The following is an 18,677-nucleotide window of genomic DNA, read 5'->3' on the forward strand; positions in this document are numbered from 1 at the left end:
GAATGCATGAAAACTCTTGACCGATCGGCGCCGACGTTCGTTACTAGGCTATGGACCGATATCTCGGAATCTCGCGGACGTGTCCCGTCCCGCACCGGGCGAAGATCCACCACCGTCGCGGTCCGGAACACCTCCGCACGTCGAGGGGGGTGTCCTGAGTGGACGCGGACGCGGGGGCGCTGCCGACGGTCCCGGTGGGCCGGGCGGGCGAGAGCCTGCTCACCACCCGGCTACGGGCCATGCTCAGCTGGTCCGGGGCCAAGGAGACCTCGTCGGATCCGGTGACCACTCTGATCAAGGCGCACCGCCGGGTCCATCCCGGCTCCGACGCCAACCTGCTGCGCCGGGCCTACTCGGTGGCCGCGCGCATGCACCACGGGCAGATGCGCAAGAGCGGTGATCCGTACATCACCCATCCGCTGGCCGTCGCCGAGATCCTGGCCCACCTGGGCATGGACACGACCACGCTGGTCGCGGCGCTGCTGCACGACACCGTCGAGGACACCAGCTACACGCTGCCGCAGCTGCGCGCCGACTTCGGGCCCGACATCGCACTGCTGGTCGACGGGGTCACCAAGTTCGACAAGGCGCACTTCGGCGCCCGTGCCGAGGCCGAGACGATCCGCAAGATGATCGTCGCCGCCGGCCAGGACATCCGGGTACTGGTGATCAAGCTCGCCGACCGGCTGCACAACATGAAGACCCTCGACGCCCGCTCGGCCTCCTCCCGCGCCCGCATCGCCGGGGCCACCCGCGAGGTGCTGGTGCCGCTCTGCGACCGCCTCGGCATCCAGGCCCTCAAGCGCGAGCTGGAGGACAAGGTCCTGCTCTTCCTCGACCCGGACGAATACCAGCGCATCGACGCCGTGGTCTCCAACCGGCCCGGCTGGAACGACTACATGGCGGACGTGGTCTCGGTCGGGACGTCGGCGCTGCGCAAGGAGAAGCTGAGCGGGCTGGTGGAGCCCCGGCCCCGGCACTACTACTCGATCTGGAAGGACACCAAGCAGGCCGGCAGCCCGGTGCCGATGGACCTGCCGCGCATCGTGGTGATCCTCGACGGCGACGACCCCGACTGCTACGCCGCGCTGTGCGCCGTGCACCAGCAGTGGAAGCCGATCCCGGGCCGGTTCAAGGACTTCATCGCCGCCCCGAAGAACAACCTCTACCGCTCGCTGCACACCACGGTCCTCGGCCCCGAGGACCAGATGGTCGAGGTGCTCATCCGCACCGACCAGATGCACCGCGCGGTCGAGTACGGCGTCGTCGCCCCGTACCGCTACCCCACCCGGCCCTCGCGCCGCAGCACCGCGCTGAACCTGTTCAGCACGCGCGCGGCGGGCAAGCAGGCGGCACCGCCGCAGCGCCACCGCGGCGAGCACGCCTGGCTACGCCGGGCGCTGGACCTGGAGCAGGCCGCCCCCGACGCGGTGCAGTTCGTGGAGACGCTGCGCTGCGACCTGGCCGAGCAGCAGATCCAGGTGTTCGCGTGGGGCCGCCAGCTGCTGCTGCCCGCCGGGGCCAGCCCCGTCGACGTCGCGTACGAGCTGGGCACCCGCACCGGCGACCGCTGCGTCGCGGCGACCGTCAACGGCGTGCTCACCCCGCTCAACGCGACCCTCACCGACGGCGACGTGGTCGACATCCTGGTCAGCCGGGCTCGCAACCACCCGGGCCCGCGCAAGGAGTGGCTGGACTTCGTGAAGTCGCCCAACGCGCGGCTGCGGCTGAGCCGCCGCTTCACCGAGCCCGAGGTCGCCGCGGGCACGGTCAGCGACCGGCTGCAACTGGGCCGGGCCGCGATCGGGCTGGCGCTGCGCCGCCACGACCGGGCCTTGGCCGACGAGCAGCGGCTGGCCGACCTCGCCGTGGCGATGGGCTATCCGGATCTCGACACCCTGCTGATGGCCGTGGCCGAACACAAGATCACCGCGGACACCGTGGTCGACCAGCTGATCGCCAGCGTGGACCTGCAGGGTGACGCGCTGCGGGACCGGCAGGCGAATCTGGTGCCGTCAACGCGCGAGGCCGGTGACGCGGCGCAGCGTCGCAAGTCGTCTACCCTGTCCAGGTGATCCGAAGCCGTTCGCCGCTGCGCACCAGGCTCGTGTCCCTCGGCTACGGCGTGTTCTACCGCATCCCGCCGCGGTGGCGGCAGCGGCTGGTGAAACTGGCCACGGCCCGCTACTCGGTGGGCGCGGTCATGCTCATGTTCGACAGCGAGGCCGCCGAGCCCGGACGCATCCTGCTGCTGCGCCAGCCCCCCGGCCGCGGGTGGACCCTGCCCGCGGGCCTGCTGGGACGCCACGAGACCCCCCTTGAGGGCGTCTGCCGCGAGACCGCGGAGGAGACCGGCATCGTGCTGCGCCCCGACCAGATCCAGCCCGCCGTGCCCAACGCGGTCGTGCACACCAGGGGCCACTGGGTGGACACGGTGTTCACCGCCCGGGTGCCCGCGGCCAGCACCGAGCTCAGCGTCGACGGCGCCGAGGTGTGGGAGGCCCGCTGGCACTCCCTCGACGAGCTGCCGGTGATCACCCCGGCGACGGCCCGGCTGCTGGGCCACTTCGGCATCGGCCCCGAGGCGCAGGGCCGCCCGGTCATCGGCACGGCCGCCCGATGACCCGGCACCCCGCCCCCGCCGACGTGTGCGCCGTGGTGCTCGCCGCCGGTCTGGGGACCCGGCTGCGCCCACTGACGTCGCTGCTGCCCAAGGCGCTGGTGCCGGTCGGCAACGTGCCGCTGCTGGACCGGGCCTTCGCGCGCCTGGCCGCCGTGGGCCTGTCCGGCCCCGACCGGGTCGCGGTCAACGCGCACTGGCTGGCCGACGAGGTCGTCCGGCACGTCGGCGCACGGGCCCACGTCAGCGTGGAGGAGCAGCCGCTGGGCACGGCCGGGGCACTGGGCAACCTGCGCCGCTGGATCGCCGGTCGGGCCGTGATGGTGCTCAACGCCGACGCGTACGTCGCCACCGACAGCGGTGACCTCGGTGCGCTGCTGGCGGGGTGGGACGGCGAGCGGATCCGGCTGCACGGCGTACGCGCGGACAAGCCCGACCCGTTCCTCGGCTGGAACTTCGCCGGAGCCTCGCTGCTGCCCGCCGCCGACGCGGCCGTGCTGTCCGACCTGCCCGCCGAGCTCGCCCGCACCACGTGGCGCCCGGCCGAGCGCGCCGGGCGGCTGGAGATCGTCCCGCTGGGCGGGCTGTACCTCGACTGCGGCACCCCCGCCGACTACCTGGCCGCGAACCTGCACGCCGCGGGCGGCGACAACCTGATCGCCCCCGGGGTGGAGCTCACCGGCGCCGCCACGGCCAGTGTCGTCGGCTCCGGCGCTCGCGTACACGGCAAGGTCACCCGCTGCGTCCTCTGGCCCGGCGCCGAAGTCGCCCCCGAGGAGTCCCTCACCGACGCCGTCCGCGTCGGCACCTCCCTCACCGTCCCCGCGGGTTAGCCACCATCGATCATGAGGTTGTGCCCGAGACACACCGTCGAGCCGTGCCATAAGTTCATGATCGACGGGATGAAGATTGGAGAACAGAGATGATCACGGCGATTGTGCTGATCGACTGCGCCACGGACGCGATTCCGGAGGTGGCGGAGGAGCTGGCCAACCTTGAAGGGGTCAGTGAGGTCTACTCGGTGGCGGGTGGGGTGGATCTGATCGCCATCGTGCGGGTGCGGGAGTTCGACCACATCGCGGAGGTGATCGCGGGTGGGATCTCGAAGGTGCCGGGGGTGCTGAACACCGATACGCACATCGCGTTCCGGTCCTACTCGCGGCATGATCTGGAGCAGGCGTTCGCGATCGGGTTCTGAGCGGCGGGAAGTGTCACACCGGCGGTGTCTACCGGGGAGTAACCTCGGCTCGCTAGGCTGCCGGGCATGCAGCTGAGCGTGGAGCGTGGCAGCGACCGGCTGGCGGTGCACCTGCACCCCGTCGACGATCCGGCGGCGCCGCTGGTCGTGGTGTTTCCGGCGATGGGCGTGCCGGGCGGCTACTACAAGCGGTTCGCCGTCGCGCTGAACGCGGCCGGTCTGGGTGTCGCCGTGGCCGACCTGCGCGGCACCGGCGCCAGCACGCCCGCGCCCAGCCGGTCCAGCCGCTACGGCTACCCCGAGACCGTCGACGACGTGGCCGCGGTGCTCGACGCGCTCGCCGAGCACCGCGCCGGCCGGCGCACCATCCTGCTCGGACACTCCCTGGGCGGCCAGGCCTGCGTCATGCACCTGGCCCGCCGGGGCCCGGCCGACGTCGACGGGCTGGTCCTGATCGCCGTCGGGCTGCCGTACTGGCGCGACTATCCGCGCGGGCAGCGGCTGGGCGTGCTGGCCATGACCCAGACCGTCGGCGCGGTGTCGGCGCTGCTGCGGGTGTGGCCGGGTTGGGGCTTCGGCGGCCGCCAGGCGCGTGGCGTCATCCGGGACTGGGCCTACTCGGCACGCTGGGGCCGGTTCCCCGCGACGGTGTGCACCCCGGCGCAGCTCGCCGCGATCGACGTACCGGCGCTGGTCGTCAGCGTCGACAACGACCGGTACACCCCGCGCGGCGTCGTCGACCACCTCGCCGCCCTGCTGTCCGGTGCCCCGGTCCAGCGCGAGCACCTGACCAGCGACCAGGCCGGACTCGCCCTCGACCATTTCGTATGGGTCAAAGCCGGCGCCCCGCTGGCCGCCCGCATCACCGCCTGGCTGCCCGCCCGCCAGCCCTCCTGACCCGTCCCGCCCTCGCCGACGGCGCGCTCAGCCGTCGAGCACCGGCAGTTCGGCGAAGCCGCGGAAACCCAGCCGATCGCGGCGGACCGCCGGCCCGGCCAGGCGCAGCCGCGGCAGGCGCCGCAGCAGCATCGGGAAGGCCGTCTGCGCCTCCAGCCGGGCCAGCGGCGCGCCCAGGCAGTAGTGCGCCCCCGCCCCGAACGACAGGGACGGCACCGAGTCCCGGTGCGGGTCGAACCGCTCCGGCCGGGGGTAGCGGCGCGGGTCGCGGGCGGCGGCGGCCAGGATCACCATGACTTCGCCGTCGGCGGGGATCCGTACGCCGTCGAGGTCGGTGTCCTGGCCCGCGAAGCGGGAGGTGGCCTGCACCGGCGGATCGAAGCGCAGCATCTCCTCGACGTACGCCCCGGCCAGTTCGGGGTGGGCGCGCAGCTCGGCGGTGAGCGCGGGCCGTGCGAGCAGGGCGGACAGGCCGTTGCCGAGCAGGTTGACGGTGGTCTCGAAGCCCGCGACCAGCAGCAGCGCCAGGTGCGCCACCATCTCGGCGCCGCCGATCTGACCGGCGGCACCCGCGGCCAGCAGGTCGCTGAGCATGTCGTCGCCGGGGTGGGCGCGCCGGTGCGCGAGCAGCCCGACGAAGTAGTCCTCCAGGTCGGTGGCGGCCTCGTCGGCGCGGGCCATGCTGTCGGGGTCCGCGGCGAACATCTCCAGCGCGAGGGTGAGGTCGTGGGCGCGGGGCCGGAACCAGTCCCGGTCCGACTCGGGCACCCCGAGCAGCGTGCAGATCACCGCCACCGGCAGCGGGAACGCGAACGCGTCCATGAAGTCGACCGGCCCGGGGCCGCCCATCGCGTCGATCAGGCCGTCGACGAGCCGTACGACGTCGGGGCGCAGCTGCGCCGTGCGGCGGGCGGTGAAGGCCGCGCCGGCCAGCCGCCGCAACCGCCCGTGGTCGGGCGGGTTGCGCCACAGCATGGTCCGGCCGAGCCAGCGCCAGGCCGCCGACGACCGCCAGCCGGGCAGGGTGCGCTCCAGTGCCGCCTCGTCGGTGACCAGGAACGACGGATCGCGCAGCACGCGGTCGGCCTGCTGGTGCCCGGTGACGACGAAGAAGCCCTCCCCCAGGGCCACGACCGGGCCTGCCGCGCGCAGCCGCTCGTACTGCGGGTAGGGGTCGGCGCGGCCCTCGGCGGTCGCCAGCGTCTGTATCGCGGCCAGTGCGTCCATGGGCACCTCCCCCACGGGAAGGATAGAGCGGAAGGGCGACCGCCGAAGCGATCGCCCTTCCGTGTGTGTGACTGCGCCTGAGCCGTCAGTGCTTGCCGCTGGTGATCTCCTCGCGGGCCGGCGGCTGCTCCTGGGCCGGCGGGGCGGCCTGCTCGACCGGCCGGAAGAAGCCCCGGACCGCCGGGCCGAGGGCCCCGAGCCGGTTCATCTTCTTCGGCACCGTCCAGCCGACGTACGGCAGGTCGGTGTGGCCGTGGTCGTCGGCGGGCGCCAGCGGCTGGTGCACCTCGACGAACTGGCCGCTGGGCAGGCGCTTGATGATGCCGGTCTCGACACCGTGCGCCAGCACCTCGCGGTCGTGCTGCTGGAGGCCCAGCGCGATGCGGCGGGCGATGTAGTACGCCAGCGGCGGCAGGATCAGGATGCCGATGCGGCCCGCCCAGGTCATCGCGTTCAGGCTGATGTGGAACTTGTCGGCGACGATGTCGTTGCCGCCGGAGATCGTCAGCACCATGTAGAACGTGAGCGCCATGGCGGCCAGACCGGTGCGGTCCGGCACGTCACGCGGACGCTGGAGCAGGTTGTGGTGGCCCTTGTCCTTCTTCCAGCGCGCCTCGATCCACGGGTACGCCATCGGCAGCACCGTCAGGATGCCGGGCAGCACCACCGTGGGCCAGAACAGCGGCGGGATGGTGTAGCCGAACGCCCTGATCTCCCAGGCCGGCATCAGACGCGTCGAGCCGTCCAGGAACATGACGTACCAGTCGGGCTGGCTGCCCGCGGAGACCACCGCCGCCTCGTACGGGCCGAACAGCCAGATCGGGTTGATCTGGAACAGGCCGCCCATCAGCGCGATCACCGCGAAGACGAGCATGAAGAAGCCGCCCTGCTTGAGCGCGTACCGCGGGAACATCCGCTCGCCGACCACGTTGCTGTTGGTCCGGCCCGGCCCCGGCCACTGGGTGTGCTTCTGCATGAACACCAGCGCCAGGTGGATGGTGACCAGGCCGAGCAGGATCAGCGGCAGCAGGAACACGTGCAGGATGTACAGGCGGGACAGGATGATCTCGCCGGGGAACTCGCCGCCGAACAGCGACGTGGTCACCCAGGAGCCGACCACCGGGATCGACAGCATGATCGCCGAGGCGATGCGCAGACCGGTGCCGGACAGCGCGTCGTCGGGCAGCGAGTAGCCGGCGAAGCCCTCGGTGAAGCCCAGCCAGAACATCGACAGGCCGATGATCCAGTTCAGCTCACGCGGCTTGCGGAACGCGCCGGTGACGAAGATGCGGATCATGTGCACCACGATCGCGGCCATGAACAGCAGCGCCGCCCAGTGGTGCATCTGGCGCATGATCAGGCCGCCGCGCACGTCGAACGACAGGTTCAGCGCCGTCTCGTACGCCCGGGACATCTGCACGCCCTGGAGCGGGACGTACGACCCGTTGTAGTGCGTCTCCTGCATCGACGGCTCGAAGAACAGCGCCAGGAAGGTGCCGGTCAGCAGCAGCACGATGAACGAGAACAGCGCGATCTCGCCCAGCAGGAACGACCAGTGGTCGGGGAAGACCTTGTTCAGCAGCGAGCGCAGCGGCGTGGCCACGTGCAGCCGGGCGTCGACCTCCTCGGCCGTCTTCCCCGGCAGGGCCTTCAGATCGACTTTCCGACGCTTCATGACTTCTCCCAGAACGCCGGGCCGACCGGCACCTTGTAGTCACTGGTGGCCGCGAAGTGGCCATCCTTGTCGACCGTGATCGGCAGCATCGGCAGCGACCGGGTGGCCGGGCCGAAGACGGGCCGAGCGTTGTCGGTGATGAGGAACTGCGACTGGTGGCACGGGCAGAGCAGGCGGTTGGTCTGCTGCTCGTACAGCGAGGCCGGGCAGCCCGCGTGGGTGCAGATCTTCGAGTAGGCCACGTAGCTCTGCCACGGGCTGCCGTTGTTGATCTGGTACAGGCTCTGGCGCAGCACCTCCGCGTCGTCCTCGCGCAGGTGGATCAGCAGCGTCGGCGAGTCGGCGTACTTGTTGCTCACGCCGCCCGGGATGCCCGGGAACACCGTGATCTGGCCGCCGGTGCTGACCTCTTCCGGCCGGATCGGGGTGTAGTCGTCGCGGACCAGCTTGATCGGGTTCTCCGGCGTGGCGCCCGCGAACCCGGTCTTGAACAGGACGTCCGGGTGGTGCGGGTCCTTGATCATGGCACCGATCGGCACCGCGGCCGCGACCGCGCCCAGCGGCAGCAGGCCGAGCAGCGACAGCTTCAGCGCCGGGCGGCGCGCCACGCTCAGCTCGCTGCCGATGAACTTCAGCGTCTCGCCCGTGATCTTGCGCTCGACCGGGTCGGACGGGCCGTCGTGCCGGTCCTGGATCGCGATCTCGTGCGGCAGCAGCTTCTTGCCCCAGGTCAGGATGCCCAGACCCACGCCGATCAGGGCCAGGCCCAGGGTCAGGCCCAGGATCGGGGTGTAGACCTTGCTGGGGTTGCTGCCCATCTCGTACTCCCACGGCCACCAGATGAAGGCGACCACGAAAGCGGTGGAGGCGATACCCGTCAGCAGGAAGAAGAACGAGACGATGCGCACCATGCGCCGCTCGCCCTTCGAGCCCGCCGGGTACTGCGGCTCGTAGTGGACGATCTCGATCCCGTCCCGACGGGCGCCCTCGCGGACGATGTCGAACGTGGTGAGGTTCGGGTCGTCCAGGTCCACCAGGACCGGGGTGTTCGACTCGCTCATGACTTACCTGCAATCCAGAGGGCCGCGAAGACGAGGGCCACGACGCCGACGAGGAAGATGGCCAGACCCTCGGTGACGGGACCGAATCGGCCGAGACCCCAACCGCCCGGGTCCTGGTCGTCCTGCAGGGCGCGGACGTAGGCGATGACGTCGTACTTGTCCTGCGGGGTGAGTTCCGTGTCACCGAAGACCGGCATGTTCTGCGGGCCGGTCAGCATCGCCGCGTACAGCTGGCGGTCGGTCGACTCGCTCAGCGTCGGGGCGTACTTGCCGCTGGACAGCGCGCCGCCGCCGGTCGAGAACGCGTGGCAGGACGAGCAGTTGATCCGGAACAGCTCGCCGCCGCGGGACACGTCGCCCTTGCTGGCGAAGTCCTCCCCGGCCGGGAGCTGCGGGCCGCCGCCCAGCTCCTGGATGAACGCGCCGAGCTGGCGCGACTGGTCGCTGGTGAACTGCGGCTGCTTGCGCTCCGCCTGCGCCTCCTGGCGGGCGGCCGGCATGCGGCCGGTCTCCACCTGGAACTCCACCGCCGCCGAGCCGACGCCGATCAGGCTCGGGCCGCGGCCGTCGACGCCCTGGGCGTTGTTGCCGTGGCAGCTGATGCACGACGTGTCGTACAGCGCCTGGCCGGCCTGGGCGGCGTCGCTCAGCGGCGCGGCCCCGGACGCCTGGATGCCAGGGGCGAAGGTCGTGTAGAGGCCGCCGGCGAACACGAGCGCCACAAGCATGCGCAGGGCGCCGGACATCCGGCGGCGGGCCCGGCCGCGCTGCCGGGGGGCACCCGGCGCCGGCACGGCGTTTTCGGTTTTCATGGCCGAGCTCACATCCGCTCCAGCAGGTAGATCATGAAGAAGAGACCGATCCAGACCACGTCCACGAAGTGCCAGTAGTACGACACGACGATGGCCGAGGTCGCCTGCGCCGGCGTGAACCGGCCCATGGTGGTGCGGATCAAGTAGATGATGAAGGCGATCAGACCGCCCGTCACGTGCAGGCCGTGGAAGCCCGTCGTGAGGTAGAACATCGAGCCGTAGCCGTCAGCGTTGATCTTGATGCCCTCGTGGACGAGGTGGATGTACTCGTTCACCTGGCCCAGCACGAAGGTCAGACCCATCAGGAACGTGATGGTGAACCAGAACCGCAGGCCGTACACGTCGCCGCGCTCCGCGCGCAGCACGCCGATCTGACAGGTGATGGAAGACAGCACCAGGATCGTCGTGAAGGTCAGCGCGTACGGCAGGTTCAGCACGTGGAAGTGCCTCTCCCACTGGCCGTAGTCCGCTGCGCGGATGGCGAAGAACATCGCGAACAGCGCCGCGAAGAACATGAGTTCGCTGGAGAGCCACACGATCGTCCCGACGCTGACCATGTTCGGCCTGGTCAGGGAGTGGATCCTGCTCTTGTCGATGGCTGAGGCGGCAGTCACGCGGTCATTATTGCCCCCGACCTGCATCGGCGAGCGTCGGGGTGCCTGGTTGGCGGCGTGTCGTGGCCCGACCTCGGCGTGTCCGGCGCCACGGTCTAGCCTCGACTCGTGCCCCCTGTCGATCATTTCAGCGCTCTGACCTCGATCGTTGCGGTCTCCGGCGACCCGCTGCCGCCGTTCGGCCTCACGACGGTCTTCACGCAGACCCGACTCGACTCGTGGCTCGCGGTGGGTCTGGTGCTCTCCGGGGCGCTGTACCTGTACGGCACGCACACCCTGCGCCGCCGCGGCGACCGCTGGTCGGCCGGGCGCACCCTGGCCTTCCTCGGCGGCCTGGCCCTCATCGCCGTGGTCACCGTCACCGGCGTCGGCGCCTACGACACCACGCTGGTCAGCGTGCACATGGTCCAGCACATGACGCTGTCCATGGTCGCCCCGATCTTCCTGGCCCTGGGCGCCCCGGTCAGCCTCGCGCTGCGCACGCTGCCGCCGCGGCCCCGCCGCACGCTGCTGGCGGTGCTGCACAGCCGGGTCGCGGCGGTGCTGGCGTTCCCGCTCACGGCCTTCGCCATCTTCGTCGCCAACCCGTTCGCGCTGTACTTCACCAGCCTCTACGAGCTGACGCTGCGCCACGAGTGGCTGCACGAGGTGATGCACGCGCACTTCATCGCGACCGGCTGCCTGTTCTTCTGGCCGCTGCTGGGGCGCGACCCGCTGCCCGGACGCTGGCCGTACCCGGCGCGAGCTCTGCTGATGCTCCTCAGTGTGCCGTTCCACACGGTCCTGGGGCTGACCATCATGCAGTCCAAGACCCTGCTCGGCGGCGACTGGTACCCCGCACTGGGGCTGAGCTGGGCCGATCCGTGGGCCGACCAGGTCACCGCGGGCGGGGTGCTGTGGGCCGGCGGCGAACTCGTGTCGGTCACCATGCTCGGCATCCTCGTGGCCCAGTGGATCCGCCAGTCGCGGCTGGAGGCGGCCCGGATCGACCGCCAGCTCGACCGCGAGGAAGCGCTGGCCGCCACCGCGCGCACCGAGCAACCGCTGGATCACGCCAACCTCTAGGATGTGCCCATGAGTACCAAGACCGTCCTGCTCTACAGCGACGACGCCAAGGTCCGCGACCGGATGCGGCTGGCCATCGGCGAGCACCCCGCGCAGGACCTGACCGTCGAGTTCGTCGAGGCGTCCACCTACGCCGAGTGCGTCAAGCTCGTGGACGACTACGAGATCGATCTGCTGGTGCTGGACGGCGAGGCGACCCCCGGTGGTGGCCTGGGCGTGGCGCGCCAGCTCAGAGACGAGATCGAGGACTGCCCGCCCACCTGCGTCGTGATCGCCCGAGCGGCCGACCGCTGGCTCGCCGCGTACGCCCGGGTCGACGCGACCCTGGTGCACCCGCTCGACCCGATCGAGACCGGTCGCGTCATCGCCGACATCCTGCACCGCGAAGTGGCGTCAGACCAGGCCGTCGCGGCCTGATCGCGAGGAGCGCCACGCCCCTCCATCTGCGAGCCCGCGGCCGCGGCCGCCGGTGCCCCCGCCGAGCGCGGACCGGCCCGGCCGCGGCGGCGGGCGCACCTGTTACGGGAGGCCCCTATGGGCGATCAGCACACCTGGCCACGACTGCTCGGCGCGCTGCTGCGCCGGGAGGAGCTGACCCCCGACGACACCGCCTGGGCCATGGGCGAGGTCATGGACGGCGCGGCGACCGCGGCCCAGATCGCCGGGTTCGCGCTGCTGCTGCGGGCCAAGGGCGAGACCCCCAGCGAGATGCGCGGCCTGGTCGCGGCGATGATGGCGGCCTCGGCCGCGATGCCGCAGACCGACGAGCAGCGGCTCGCCACCCTCGACATCGTGGGCACCGGTGGTGACCAGGCCCACACCGTCAACATCTCCACCATGGCCGCGATCGTCGCGGCCGGCGCGGGCGCGCGCGTGGTCAAGCACGGCAACCGGGCCGCGTCGTCGTCCTGCGGCACCGCCGACGTGCTGGAGTTCCTCGGCATCCCGCTCGACCTCGGCCCGGAGCAGGTCGCCCGGGTCGCCGACGAGGTCGGCATCGGCTTCTGCTTCGCCGCCCGGTTCCACCCGGGCATGCGGCACGCCGGCGCCCCCCGCCGCGAGCTGGGCGTGCCGACCGCGTTCAACTTCCTCGGCCCGCTGACAAACCCCGCCCGCCCGCGCGCGGCCGCGGTCGGCTGCGCCGACGTGCGCATGGCGCCGGTGATGGCCGAGGTGTTCGCCGAACGCGGTGACACGGTCCTGGTGGTCCGCGGCGAGGACGGCCTGGACGAGGTGACCACCGCGGCGCCTACGCGCCTCTGGCTGGCTCGTGGCGGGCGGGTGACCCCGCTGGTGCTCGACCTGGTCGACCTCGGGGTGCCCCGGGCCGGCTCCGGCGACCTCAGCGGCGGCGACGTGTCCTACAACGCCGAGGTGGTGCGCCGCCTGGTCGGCGGCGAGACCGGGCCGGTGCGCGACGCCGTGCTGGCCAACACCGCCGTGGCGCTGACCGCGCACGACTGGGCGCAGCAGGGCCTGGGCCCGGCCGATCCGGACACGGTCGCCGCCGAGCTGGCCGACGCCGTACGCGCCAATCTGGAGCGCGCGGCCGCCGCGGTGGATTCCGGTGCCGCCGCGGCCACGCTCGACCGCTGGATCACGGCCGCGACCGAGGCCAAGTACGCGGTCTAGGCCCGCTCTCCCCGTCCCACGGCACATACGGAAGCGGCCCGGCTCCCCTGGGGGAACCGGGCCGCTTCGTCGTATGTCCTCAGTGCTCCGCGGTGCGCCGGGTGCCGGTGTAGTACTCGAACAGCAGCGCCGAGGCCGACAGCAGCACGCAGATGATGCCGAGCGCGATCAGCCACCACATCCAGAACACCAGGCCGAGCGAGGCGATCAGGGCCGAGACCGCGATGCCGAACGGCCAGTAGCTGCCGGGGCTGAAGAAGCCCAGCTCACCGGCGCCGTCGGCGATCTCGGCGTCGAGCCGGTCCTCCGGGCGCAGGTCGATGCGGCGCGACACGAACCAGAAGTAGCCGCCGCACATCGCGCACAGCAGCGTCGACATGATCAGCGCCACGACGCCGATCCACTCGACGCCGCCCAGGGTGTGGTTCGTCCACCAGCCGTAGACCGCGGCGGTGACGATGAGGAACAGCGAGACGCCGACAAAGATGCGGTATTCCGTCTTCATGGTTGCTCAGCCCTTGTCCGCGTCACGCTTGGTCGGGAACGGCACGGTCGTCGTCGCGTACGGCGCCTCACCGATGGCGGTCAGGGCCTCCGGCGTGGTCTTGCCCGCCTTCAGCGCCGCGACGTACTGCGCGAACTTCTCGGGGGTCACCGTGCGCAGCTCGAAGTTCATCATCGAGTGGTAGGTGCCGCACAGCTCGGCGCAGCGGCCGACGAAGTGGCCCTCCTGCGTCGCCGTCACCTGGAACTCGTTGTAGACGCTGCCCGGGAAGACGTCGCGCTTGAACAGCAGCTCCGGCACCCAGAACGAGTGGATGACGTCCTGGCTGTGCTCGCGGAAGCGCACCGTCCGGTTGATCGGGATGACCACGATCGGGATGTAGCTGCTGTCACCGACCGTGCTCTCCACCACCGGGGCGTCGATCGCGTTGCCCTCGGGGTAGTTGAACTGCCAGTTCCACTTGAACGCGACCACGTCGACGGTGACGTCGGGGTTGGCCGACACCTTGTTCACGTCGGTCTGGATCACGGCCGTGTAGTAGAACAGCACCGAGATCACCAGGAACGGCAGCACCGTGTACAGGATCTCGATCGGCAGGTTGAACCGCGTCTGCGTCGGCAGCTCGGAACCGACCTTGCCGCGCCGGTACATGCCGATGCACCAGAAGATGAGGCCCCAGACGAATACGCCGACCAGCATGGCGGCGACCACGGAACCGATCCACAGGTCGTACATGCGCTGCGACTGCTCGGTGATCCCGCCCTGGGGCCAGCCGAAGCCGCCGAAGGCCGAACCGACGTCACATCCACCGAGCAGTGTCACCGCGGCGACCGACATCGCGCTCAGGCCGACGGCTCGTCTGCGGGCTCGTGTTGCCACCACCTGCTCCTGCCTCTCTAGCAGCGTCACCTTCGGACGCACCGCTGAGGGCGTGACCGACGGTCGCAGAGTACTCGACCCAGGGCCTCCGGCCGGGCCTGGGGTCGGCCCGGAAAACCGGCGTGTCCGCGGGTTCACCGACGGCGGCGCGCGCCGCCACTGCTAGATCACGATACCGTCGGGGGGTGGCAGATCCCCGGCAGGTTGGCCCTATCGGCCGCGGCGACGACATACCGGCGGCGTACTTCGATGCCGCCACCGCGGCACCGCCGCACCCCGCGGCCCGAGAAGCACTGCTCGCGGCACTGGATGACGGCTGGGCCGACCCGGGCAAGCTCTACACGCAGGCCCGGCGGTCCCGCCGCCTGCTGGACGCGGCGCGGGCCACGGTCGCCGAAGTCCTGGGGGTACGGCCCGACGAGGTGACTTTCACCGCCAGCGGCACCGCCGCCGTGCACGCCGCCGTCCTGGGTGGACTGGCCGGGCGCAGGCGCGCCGGGGCGGCGCTGGTCCGCTCCGCGATCGAGCACTCGGCCGTGCTGCACGCCGGGCAGCGCCACACCGCCGCGGGCGGGACCGAGGTGGAAGTGCCCGTCGACCGGCTCGGCCGGGTCGACCTCGACGCGTGGCGGGCCGCCGTCGCCGCCCCCGGCACCGCGCTGGCCTGCCTGATCAGCGCCAGCCACGAGGTCGGCACGGTGCAACCGGTGGTGGAAGCCGCCGCCGCCTGCGCCGAGGCGGGGGTGCCGCTGCTGGTCGACGCGGCCGTGTCGCTGGGCCGGGTCCCGGTGCCGGGCGGCTGGCAGCTGCTCACCGGCAGCGCCCGCAAGTGGGGCGGGCCGCCCGGGGTCGGGCTGATGGTGCTGCGCAAGGGCACCCGCTGGGTCTCGCCGTACCCGGCCGACGACCGGGAGTCCGGCCGCGCCGCGGGCGCTCCCGACCTGCCCGCGATCGTCGCCGCGGCGGCCTCGCTGCACGCGGTGCACGCCGAGTCCGCCGCCGAGGCGGCCCGCCTGTCCGCCCTGGTCGATCGCGTACGCGCCACCGTCGCGGCGACCGTGCCCGATGTGGAGATCGTCGGCGACCCGGTCGACCGGCTCCCGCACGTGGTGACCTTCTCCTGCCTGTACGTCGACGGCGAGGCGTTGCTGTCCGCGCTGGACCGGCGCGGCTTCGCCGTGTCGTCCGGCTCGGCGTGCACCTCCTCGACGCTGGTGCCCAGCCACGTGCTGGCCGCCATGGGGGTGCTCACCCACGGCAACGTACGGCTGTCGCTGCACCGCGGCACCACCGCCGAACAGGTCGACCGCTTCCTGGCCGAGCTGCCCGGCATCGTCGCGGCCCTGCGCGCGGAGGTGGGGATGTGACCGGGCAGCCCCCCGTGCCCGCCGCCCCCGCCGACCCGGTCGAGACACTCGACTGCCTGGGCCAGCGCTGCCCGCTGCCGGTGATCGCGCTGGCCCGGCGCTTCCCGTCGATCCCGGTCGGGGCGGTGGTCCGGGTGCTGGCCGACGATCCCGCCGCCGCCGTCGACATCCCCGCGTGGTGCCGCATGCGCGCCCAGCAGTACGTCGGCGCCGTCTCGGTCGGCGGCCGGCCCGCCTTCGACGTACGCCGCCTCAGCTGAGCCGTCGCCCCCGCAGCGCACCCGCGACAGCCGCACACGCGAACGCCGCCCGGGCCACGGTCGTGCCGGGTGCGGCACGGCAGGGCTCAGGCGGCGTGGGCGATGCGGGTCAGAGGGTGGGCGCGCCCAGGTGGGGGCGCAGGTCGGCGGCGGCGGCCTCGCCGTACGACTCGGCGATCCGCTTGAGGAAGTTGTCGGGGTCGACGTCGTACTCCTGGGTGCCGACGGTCTCCAGGACGAGGGTGGCGAGCAGGGCGCCGGTCTGGGCGGCCCGCTCCAGGCCCAGGCCCCAGGACAGGGCGGCGAAGAAGCCGGCGCGGAAGCCGTCGCCGACGCCGGTCGGGTCGTACGCCTGGATCTCGCGCGCCACGGGCACCCGGATCGTGCCGATCTCCCGGCCGGTGATCACGACGCCGTTCTTGCCCAGCGTGGTCACCCGGATCTGCACCCGCTCCAGCACCTGGTCGGCGGTGAGCCCGGTCTTGGCCTCCAGCAGGGAGTTCTCGTACTCGTTGGTGAGCAGGAACTGCGCGCCCTCGATGAGCTGGAGCACGTCCTCGCCGCCCATGCGGGCCAGCTGCTGCGACGGGTCGGCGGCGAAGGCGTAGCCGCGCTCGCGGCACTCCTGCGAGTGGCGCACCATCGCGACCGGGTCGTTCGCACCGACGATGACGAGGTCGAGGCCGCCGAGGCGGTCGTACACCGGCTTGAGCTCGATGTTGCGGGCCTCGCTCATCGCACCGGCGTAGAACGACGCGACCTGGCAGAGGTCCTCGTCGGTGGTGCACACGAAGCGGGCGGTGTGGGCGACCTCACTGACGTGCACCGAGTCACAGTCGACGCCGTGGCGCTCCAGCCACGAGCGGTAGTCGGCGAAGTCCGCGCCGACGGCGCCGACCAGCGCCGGGCGCAGGCCGAGCTTGCCCAGGCCGAAGGCGATGTTGGCGGCGACGCCGCCGCGCCGGATCACGAGGTCGTCGACGAGGAAGGACAGCGAGACCTTGTCGAGCTGGTCAGCGATGAGCTGGTCCGCGAAGCGGCCCGGAAAGTGCATCAAGTGATCTGTGGCGATGGATCCGGTAATGCACAGCTTGTTCATGACTGACCTCGGGGTCGGCTTGGGGCGGGGGCCCGCAAAGCCTATAGGCCGGACACGAAGCAGCGGCACTCGCACGTTGCCGAGTGCCGCTGCGTGTTGCCCGCCCTGGTGGCGCGCCTTCGCTTCTTCCCTGAGCCTTCGGCTCAGTGACAGAGCCTTCGCTTCCCCTGAGCTTCGGCTCAGTGGAAGGAGTCGCCGCAGGCGCACGAGCCGCCCGCGTTCGGGTTGTCGATCGTGAAGCCCTGAGCGTCGATCCGGTCGGCGAAGTCGACCGAGGCGCCGTTCAGGTACGGCGCGCTCATGCGGTCGACGACGACCTCGACGCCGCCGAACTCCTTGACGATGTCGCCGTCCAGCGAGCGCTCGTCGAAGAAGAGCTGGTAGCGCAGCCCCGAGCAGCCGCCCGGCTGCACGGCGACCCGCAGCCGGAGGTCGTCACGACCCTCCTGCTCCAGCAGGGCCTTGACCTTCGCGGCCGCGACCTCGGTGAGGTTGATGCCGTCCGTCTTGATGTCGGGCGTCGTCACGTGGTGCTCCCCAAGCGTGAAGTGCGGATAATCCTTGGAGGTAACGCTAGCGCGGGCCGGGTTGATTCCCCATCCCGCCTCACTGTCACCGACTCGGCGGTGGTGCGGGAGTGGTCAGCGGGACCACTGGCGGGCCAGGCGGGCGGCGAGTTCGCGCAGGCCGCGGGCGGGTTCGGCCAGGGCGGTCGCGACGTCGCCGAAGTGGTCGACCAGGGCGTACGCCTCGGTGACGCCCGCCACGCCCTGCTCCCGGCGGCCGGTGGTGACCCGTCCCGCCAGCACCACGCACGGGATGCCCAGGTCGCGGGCCGCCCCGGCCAGCCCCGAGATGGCCTTGCCGCGCAGCGACTGGTGGTCGAACGAGCCCTCGCCGGTGATCAGCAGGTCGGCCGACTCGATCACCTCGTCCAGGCCGGTCAGCTCGCGGACCAGGTCGATGCCGGAGGCGACCCGCCCGCCCAGGGCCAGCAGCGCCGCGCCGAGGCCCCCGGCGGCTCCCCCGCCGGGCAGTTCGGCCAGCCCGGCCGGGCACCCGGGCAGGTCGCGTTCGAGCACCCGCGCCCACTGGGCCAGCGCCCGGTCGAGCAGGCTGACGTCGGCGGGGGTGGCGCCCTTCTGCGGGCCGTACACGGCGGAGGCGCCGTGCAGGCCGGTCAGCGGGTTGTCGACGTCGGTGGCGGCGACCAGTTCGATCCCGGCCGGCAGCGGGCGGGCGTCCACGGCCAGCGAGGCGCACCCGGCCAGGGCCGCGCCGCCGGGGGCCAGCGGCGCCCCGTCGGCGGCGAGGCCGGCCGCACCGAGGGCGGCCAGCAGTCCGGCGCCCCCGTCGTTGGTGGCCGAGCCGCCCAGGCCCACCACGACCCGGGTGGCGCCGCGGTCGACGGCGGTCAGGATCAGGGTGCCCAGGCCGTACGAGGAGGCGGTCCTCGGGTCGCGCTCGGCCGGTGGCACCAGGTGCAGGCCGCAGGCCTGCGCGCTCTCGACGTACGCGGTGGTCCCGGCCAGCAGCACCGTCGCGGCCGCCGGGCGGCCCAGCGGGTCGGTGGTGTCGACCTCGACCAGCTGCCCGCCCACGGAGGCGTGCAGCACCTCGACGAACCCGGGGCCGCCGTCGGCGATCGGGCGGCAGACCAGCTCGTCGCCGGGGGCGGTCTGGTGCCAGCCCGCGGCGACCGCCTGGGCGGCCTCGACCGCGCTCAGGGTGCCGGCGAACTTGTCGGGACAGATCAGCACGCGCAT

The 18,677-nt window shown here is 72.0% G+C and carries 20 protein-coding genes; 10 read left to right on the forward strand and 10 right to left on the reverse strand.

The window, feature by feature from the left end; all coding sequences use genetic code 11:
- The first annotated feature begins 158 nt into the window (after nt 1-158).
- From Cs7R123_RS11650 to Cs7R123_RS11670, 5 genes are all read left to right on the forward strand, one after another.
- A complete protein-coding gene (locus Cs7R123_RS11650; protein ID WP_244871761.1) occupies nt 159-2,075 on the forward strand; it encodes a bifunctional (p)ppGpp synthetase/guanosine-3',5'-bis(diphosphate) 3'-pyrophosphohydrolase in 1,917 nt (638 codons plus the stop codon).
- Nucleotides 2,072-2,623 carry an NUDIX hydrolase gene (locus tag Cs7R123_RS11655; RefSeq protein ID WP_244871762.1) on the forward strand — a complete coding sequence of 184 codons (552 nt, stop codon included), beginning with the start codon at nt 2,072-2,074 and terminating at the stop codon, nt 2,621-2,623. The genes Cs7R123_RS11650 and Cs7R123_RS11655 overlap by 4 nt, the downstream gene beginning before the upstream one ends.
- The gene (locus Cs7R123_RS11660) at nt 2,620-3,453 is read left to right on the forward strand and encodes a sugar phosphate nucleotidyltransferase (RefSeq protein WP_212825964.1); all 834 of its coding nucleotides are present in this window, start codon (nt 2,620-2,622) and stop codon (nt 3,451-3,453) included. The genes Cs7R123_RS11655 and Cs7R123_RS11660 overlap by 4 nt, the downstream gene beginning before the upstream one ends.
- A gap of 89 nt (nt 3,454-3,542) precedes the next feature.
- Nucleotides 3,543-3,818 carry an Lrp/AsnC family transcriptional regulator gene (locus Cs7R123_RS11665; protein WP_203687908.1) on the forward strand — a complete coding sequence of 92 codons (276 nt, stop codon included), beginning with the start codon at nt 3,543-3,545 and terminating at the stop codon, nt 3,816-3,818.
- 66 nt (nt 3,819-3,884) lie between these two features.
- Complete coding sequence (locus Cs7R123_RS11670) at nt 3,885-4,715, forward strand: alpha/beta fold hydrolase (protein ID WP_212825966.1); 831 nt, start codon at nt 3,885-3,887, stop codon at nt 4,713-4,715.
- 27 nt (nt 4,716-4,742) lie between these two features.
- On the opposite strand, the gene Cs7R123_RS11675 is transcribed toward Cs7R123_RS11670, so the two are convergent.
- The 5 genes from Cs7R123_RS11675 to Cs7R123_RS11695 all read right to left on the reverse strand — a co-directional run bounded on the left by Cs7R123_RS11675 (nt 4,743) and on the right by Cs7R123_RS11695 (nt 10,104).
- Nucleotides 4,743-5,942 (reverse strand): cytochrome P450, encoded by a 1,200-nt coding sequence (locus tag Cs7R123_RS11675; RefSeq protein WP_212825968.1) that lies wholly within the window; start codon nt 5,940-5,942, stop codon nt 4,743-4,745.
- Between the two features lie 85 nt (nt 5,943-6,027).
- Nucleotides 6,028-7,617 (reverse strand): cytochrome bc complex cytochrome b subunit, encoded by a 1,590-nt coding sequence (locus tag Cs7R123_RS11680; RefSeq protein WP_212825970.1) that lies wholly within the window; start codon nt 7,615-7,617, stop codon nt 6,028-6,030.
- Nucleotides 7,614-8,678, reverse strand: a complete 1,065-nt coding sequence (locus Cs7R123_RS11685; protein ID WP_212825972.1) for a ubiquinol-cytochrome c reductase iron-sulfur subunit — start codon at nt 8,676-8,678, stop codon at nt 7,614-7,616. Before Cs7R123_RS11685 ends, Cs7R123_RS11680 begins: the two co-directional genes overlap by 4 nt.
- Entirely contained in the window at nt 8,675-9,490 is an 816-nt protein-coding gene (locus tag Cs7R123_RS11690) for a c-type cytochrome (protein ID WP_212825974.1), read from the reverse strand. Before Cs7R123_RS11690 ends, Cs7R123_RS11685 begins: the two co-directional genes overlap by 4 nt.
- An 8-nt stretch (nt 9,491-9,498) precedes the next feature.
- Nucleotides 9,499-10,104: a heme-copper oxidase subunit III gene (locus tag Cs7R123_RS11695; RefSeq protein WP_212825976.1), complete on the reverse strand. Its 606-nt coding sequence runs from the start codon at nt 10,102-10,104 to the stop codon at nt 9,499-9,501.
- 108 nt (nt 10,105-10,212) lie between these two features.
- Between Cs7R123_RS11695 and Cs7R123_RS11700 the strand changes: the two genes are divergently transcribed.
- The 3 genes from Cs7R123_RS11700 to trpD all read left to right on the forward strand — a co-directional run bounded on the left by Cs7R123_RS11700 (nt 10,213) and on the right by trpD (nt 12,801).
- Nucleotides 10,213-11,169, forward strand: a complete 957-nt coding sequence (locus tag Cs7R123_RS11700; RefSeq protein ID WP_374706935.1) for a cytochrome c oxidase assembly protein — start codon at nt 10,213-10,215, stop codon at nt 11,167-11,169.
- Between the two features lie 9 nt (nt 11,170-11,178).
- Complete coding sequence (locus Cs7R123_RS11705) at nt 11,179-11,586, forward strand: hypothetical protein (protein WP_212825978.1); 408 nt, start codon at nt 11,179-11,181, stop codon at nt 11,584-11,586.
- Between the two features lie 117 nt (nt 11,587-11,703).
- The gene (trpD, locus tag Cs7R123_RS11710; RefSeq protein ID WP_212825980.1) at nt 11,704-12,801 is read left to right on the forward strand and encodes an anthranilate phosphoribosyltransferase; all 1,098 of its coding nucleotides are present in this window, start codon (nt 11,704-11,706) and stop codon (nt 12,799-12,801) included.
- A gap of 79 nt (nt 12,802-12,880) precedes the next feature.
- Here the strand turns inward: trpD and Cs7R123_RS11715 are convergent, their stop codons facing one another.
- Together Cs7R123_RS11715 and coxB are read right to left on the reverse strand one after the other, a co-directional pair.
- Nucleotides 12,881-13,306, reverse strand: a complete 426-nt coding sequence (locus Cs7R123_RS11715; protein WP_212825982.1) for a cytochrome c oxidase subunit 4 — start codon at nt 13,304-13,306, stop codon at nt 12,881-12,883.
- Between the two features lie 6 nt (nt 13,307-13,312).
- Complete coding sequence (gene coxB / locus Cs7R123_RS11720; RefSeq protein ID WP_212829096.1) at nt 13,313-14,143, reverse strand: cytochrome c oxidase subunit II; 831 nt, start codon at nt 14,141-14,143, stop codon at nt 13,313-13,315.
- 272 nt (nt 14,144-14,415) lie between these two features.
- Here coxB and Cs7R123_RS11725 point away from each other — a divergent pair, with 272 nt between their 5' ends.
- Nucleotides 14,416-15,552: an aminotransferase class V-fold PLP-dependent enzyme gene (locus Cs7R123_RS11725; RefSeq protein WP_212829097.1), complete on the forward strand. Its 1,137-nt coding sequence runs from the start codon at nt 14,416-14,418 to the stop codon at nt 15,550-15,552.
- On the forward strand, nt 15,549-15,812 hold the full coding sequence (locus tag Cs7R123_RS11730) for a sulfurtransferase TusA family protein (RefSeq protein ID WP_244871764.1): 264 nt from the start codon (nt 15,549-15,551) through the stop codon (nt 15,810-15,812). Before Cs7R123_RS11725 ends, Cs7R123_RS11730 begins: the two co-directional genes overlap by 4 nt.
- A 109-nt stretch (nt 15,813-15,921) precedes the next feature.
- Here Cs7R123_RS11730 and Cs7R123_RS11735 read toward each other — a convergent pair whose 3' ends face one another.
- From Cs7R123_RS11735 to Cs7R123_RS11745, 3 genes are all read right to left on the reverse strand, one after another.
- Nucleotides 15,922-16,911 (reverse strand): carbohydrate kinase family protein, encoded by a 990-nt coding sequence (locus Cs7R123_RS11735; protein WP_212825984.1) that lies wholly within the window; start codon nt 16,909-16,911, stop codon nt 15,922-15,924.
- 179 nt (nt 16,912-17,090) lie between these two features.
- Nucleotides 17,091-17,438, reverse strand: a complete 348-nt coding sequence (locus Cs7R123_RS11740) for an iron-sulfur cluster assembly accessory protein (RefSeq protein ID WP_212825986.1) — start codon at nt 17,436-17,438, stop codon at nt 17,091-17,093.
- Nucleotides 17,439-17,552: 114 nt separating this feature from the next.
- A complete protein-coding gene (locus tag Cs7R123_RS11745; protein ID WP_212825988.1) occupies nt 17,553-18,677 on the reverse strand; it encodes a glycerate kinase in 1,125 nt (374 codons plus the stop codon).

Source organism: Catellatospora sp. TT07R-123, assembly GCF_018327705.1.
In the GTDB taxonomy this organism is placed as follows: Bacteria; Actinomycetota; Actinomycetes; order Mycobacteriales; family Micromonosporaceae; genus Catellatospora.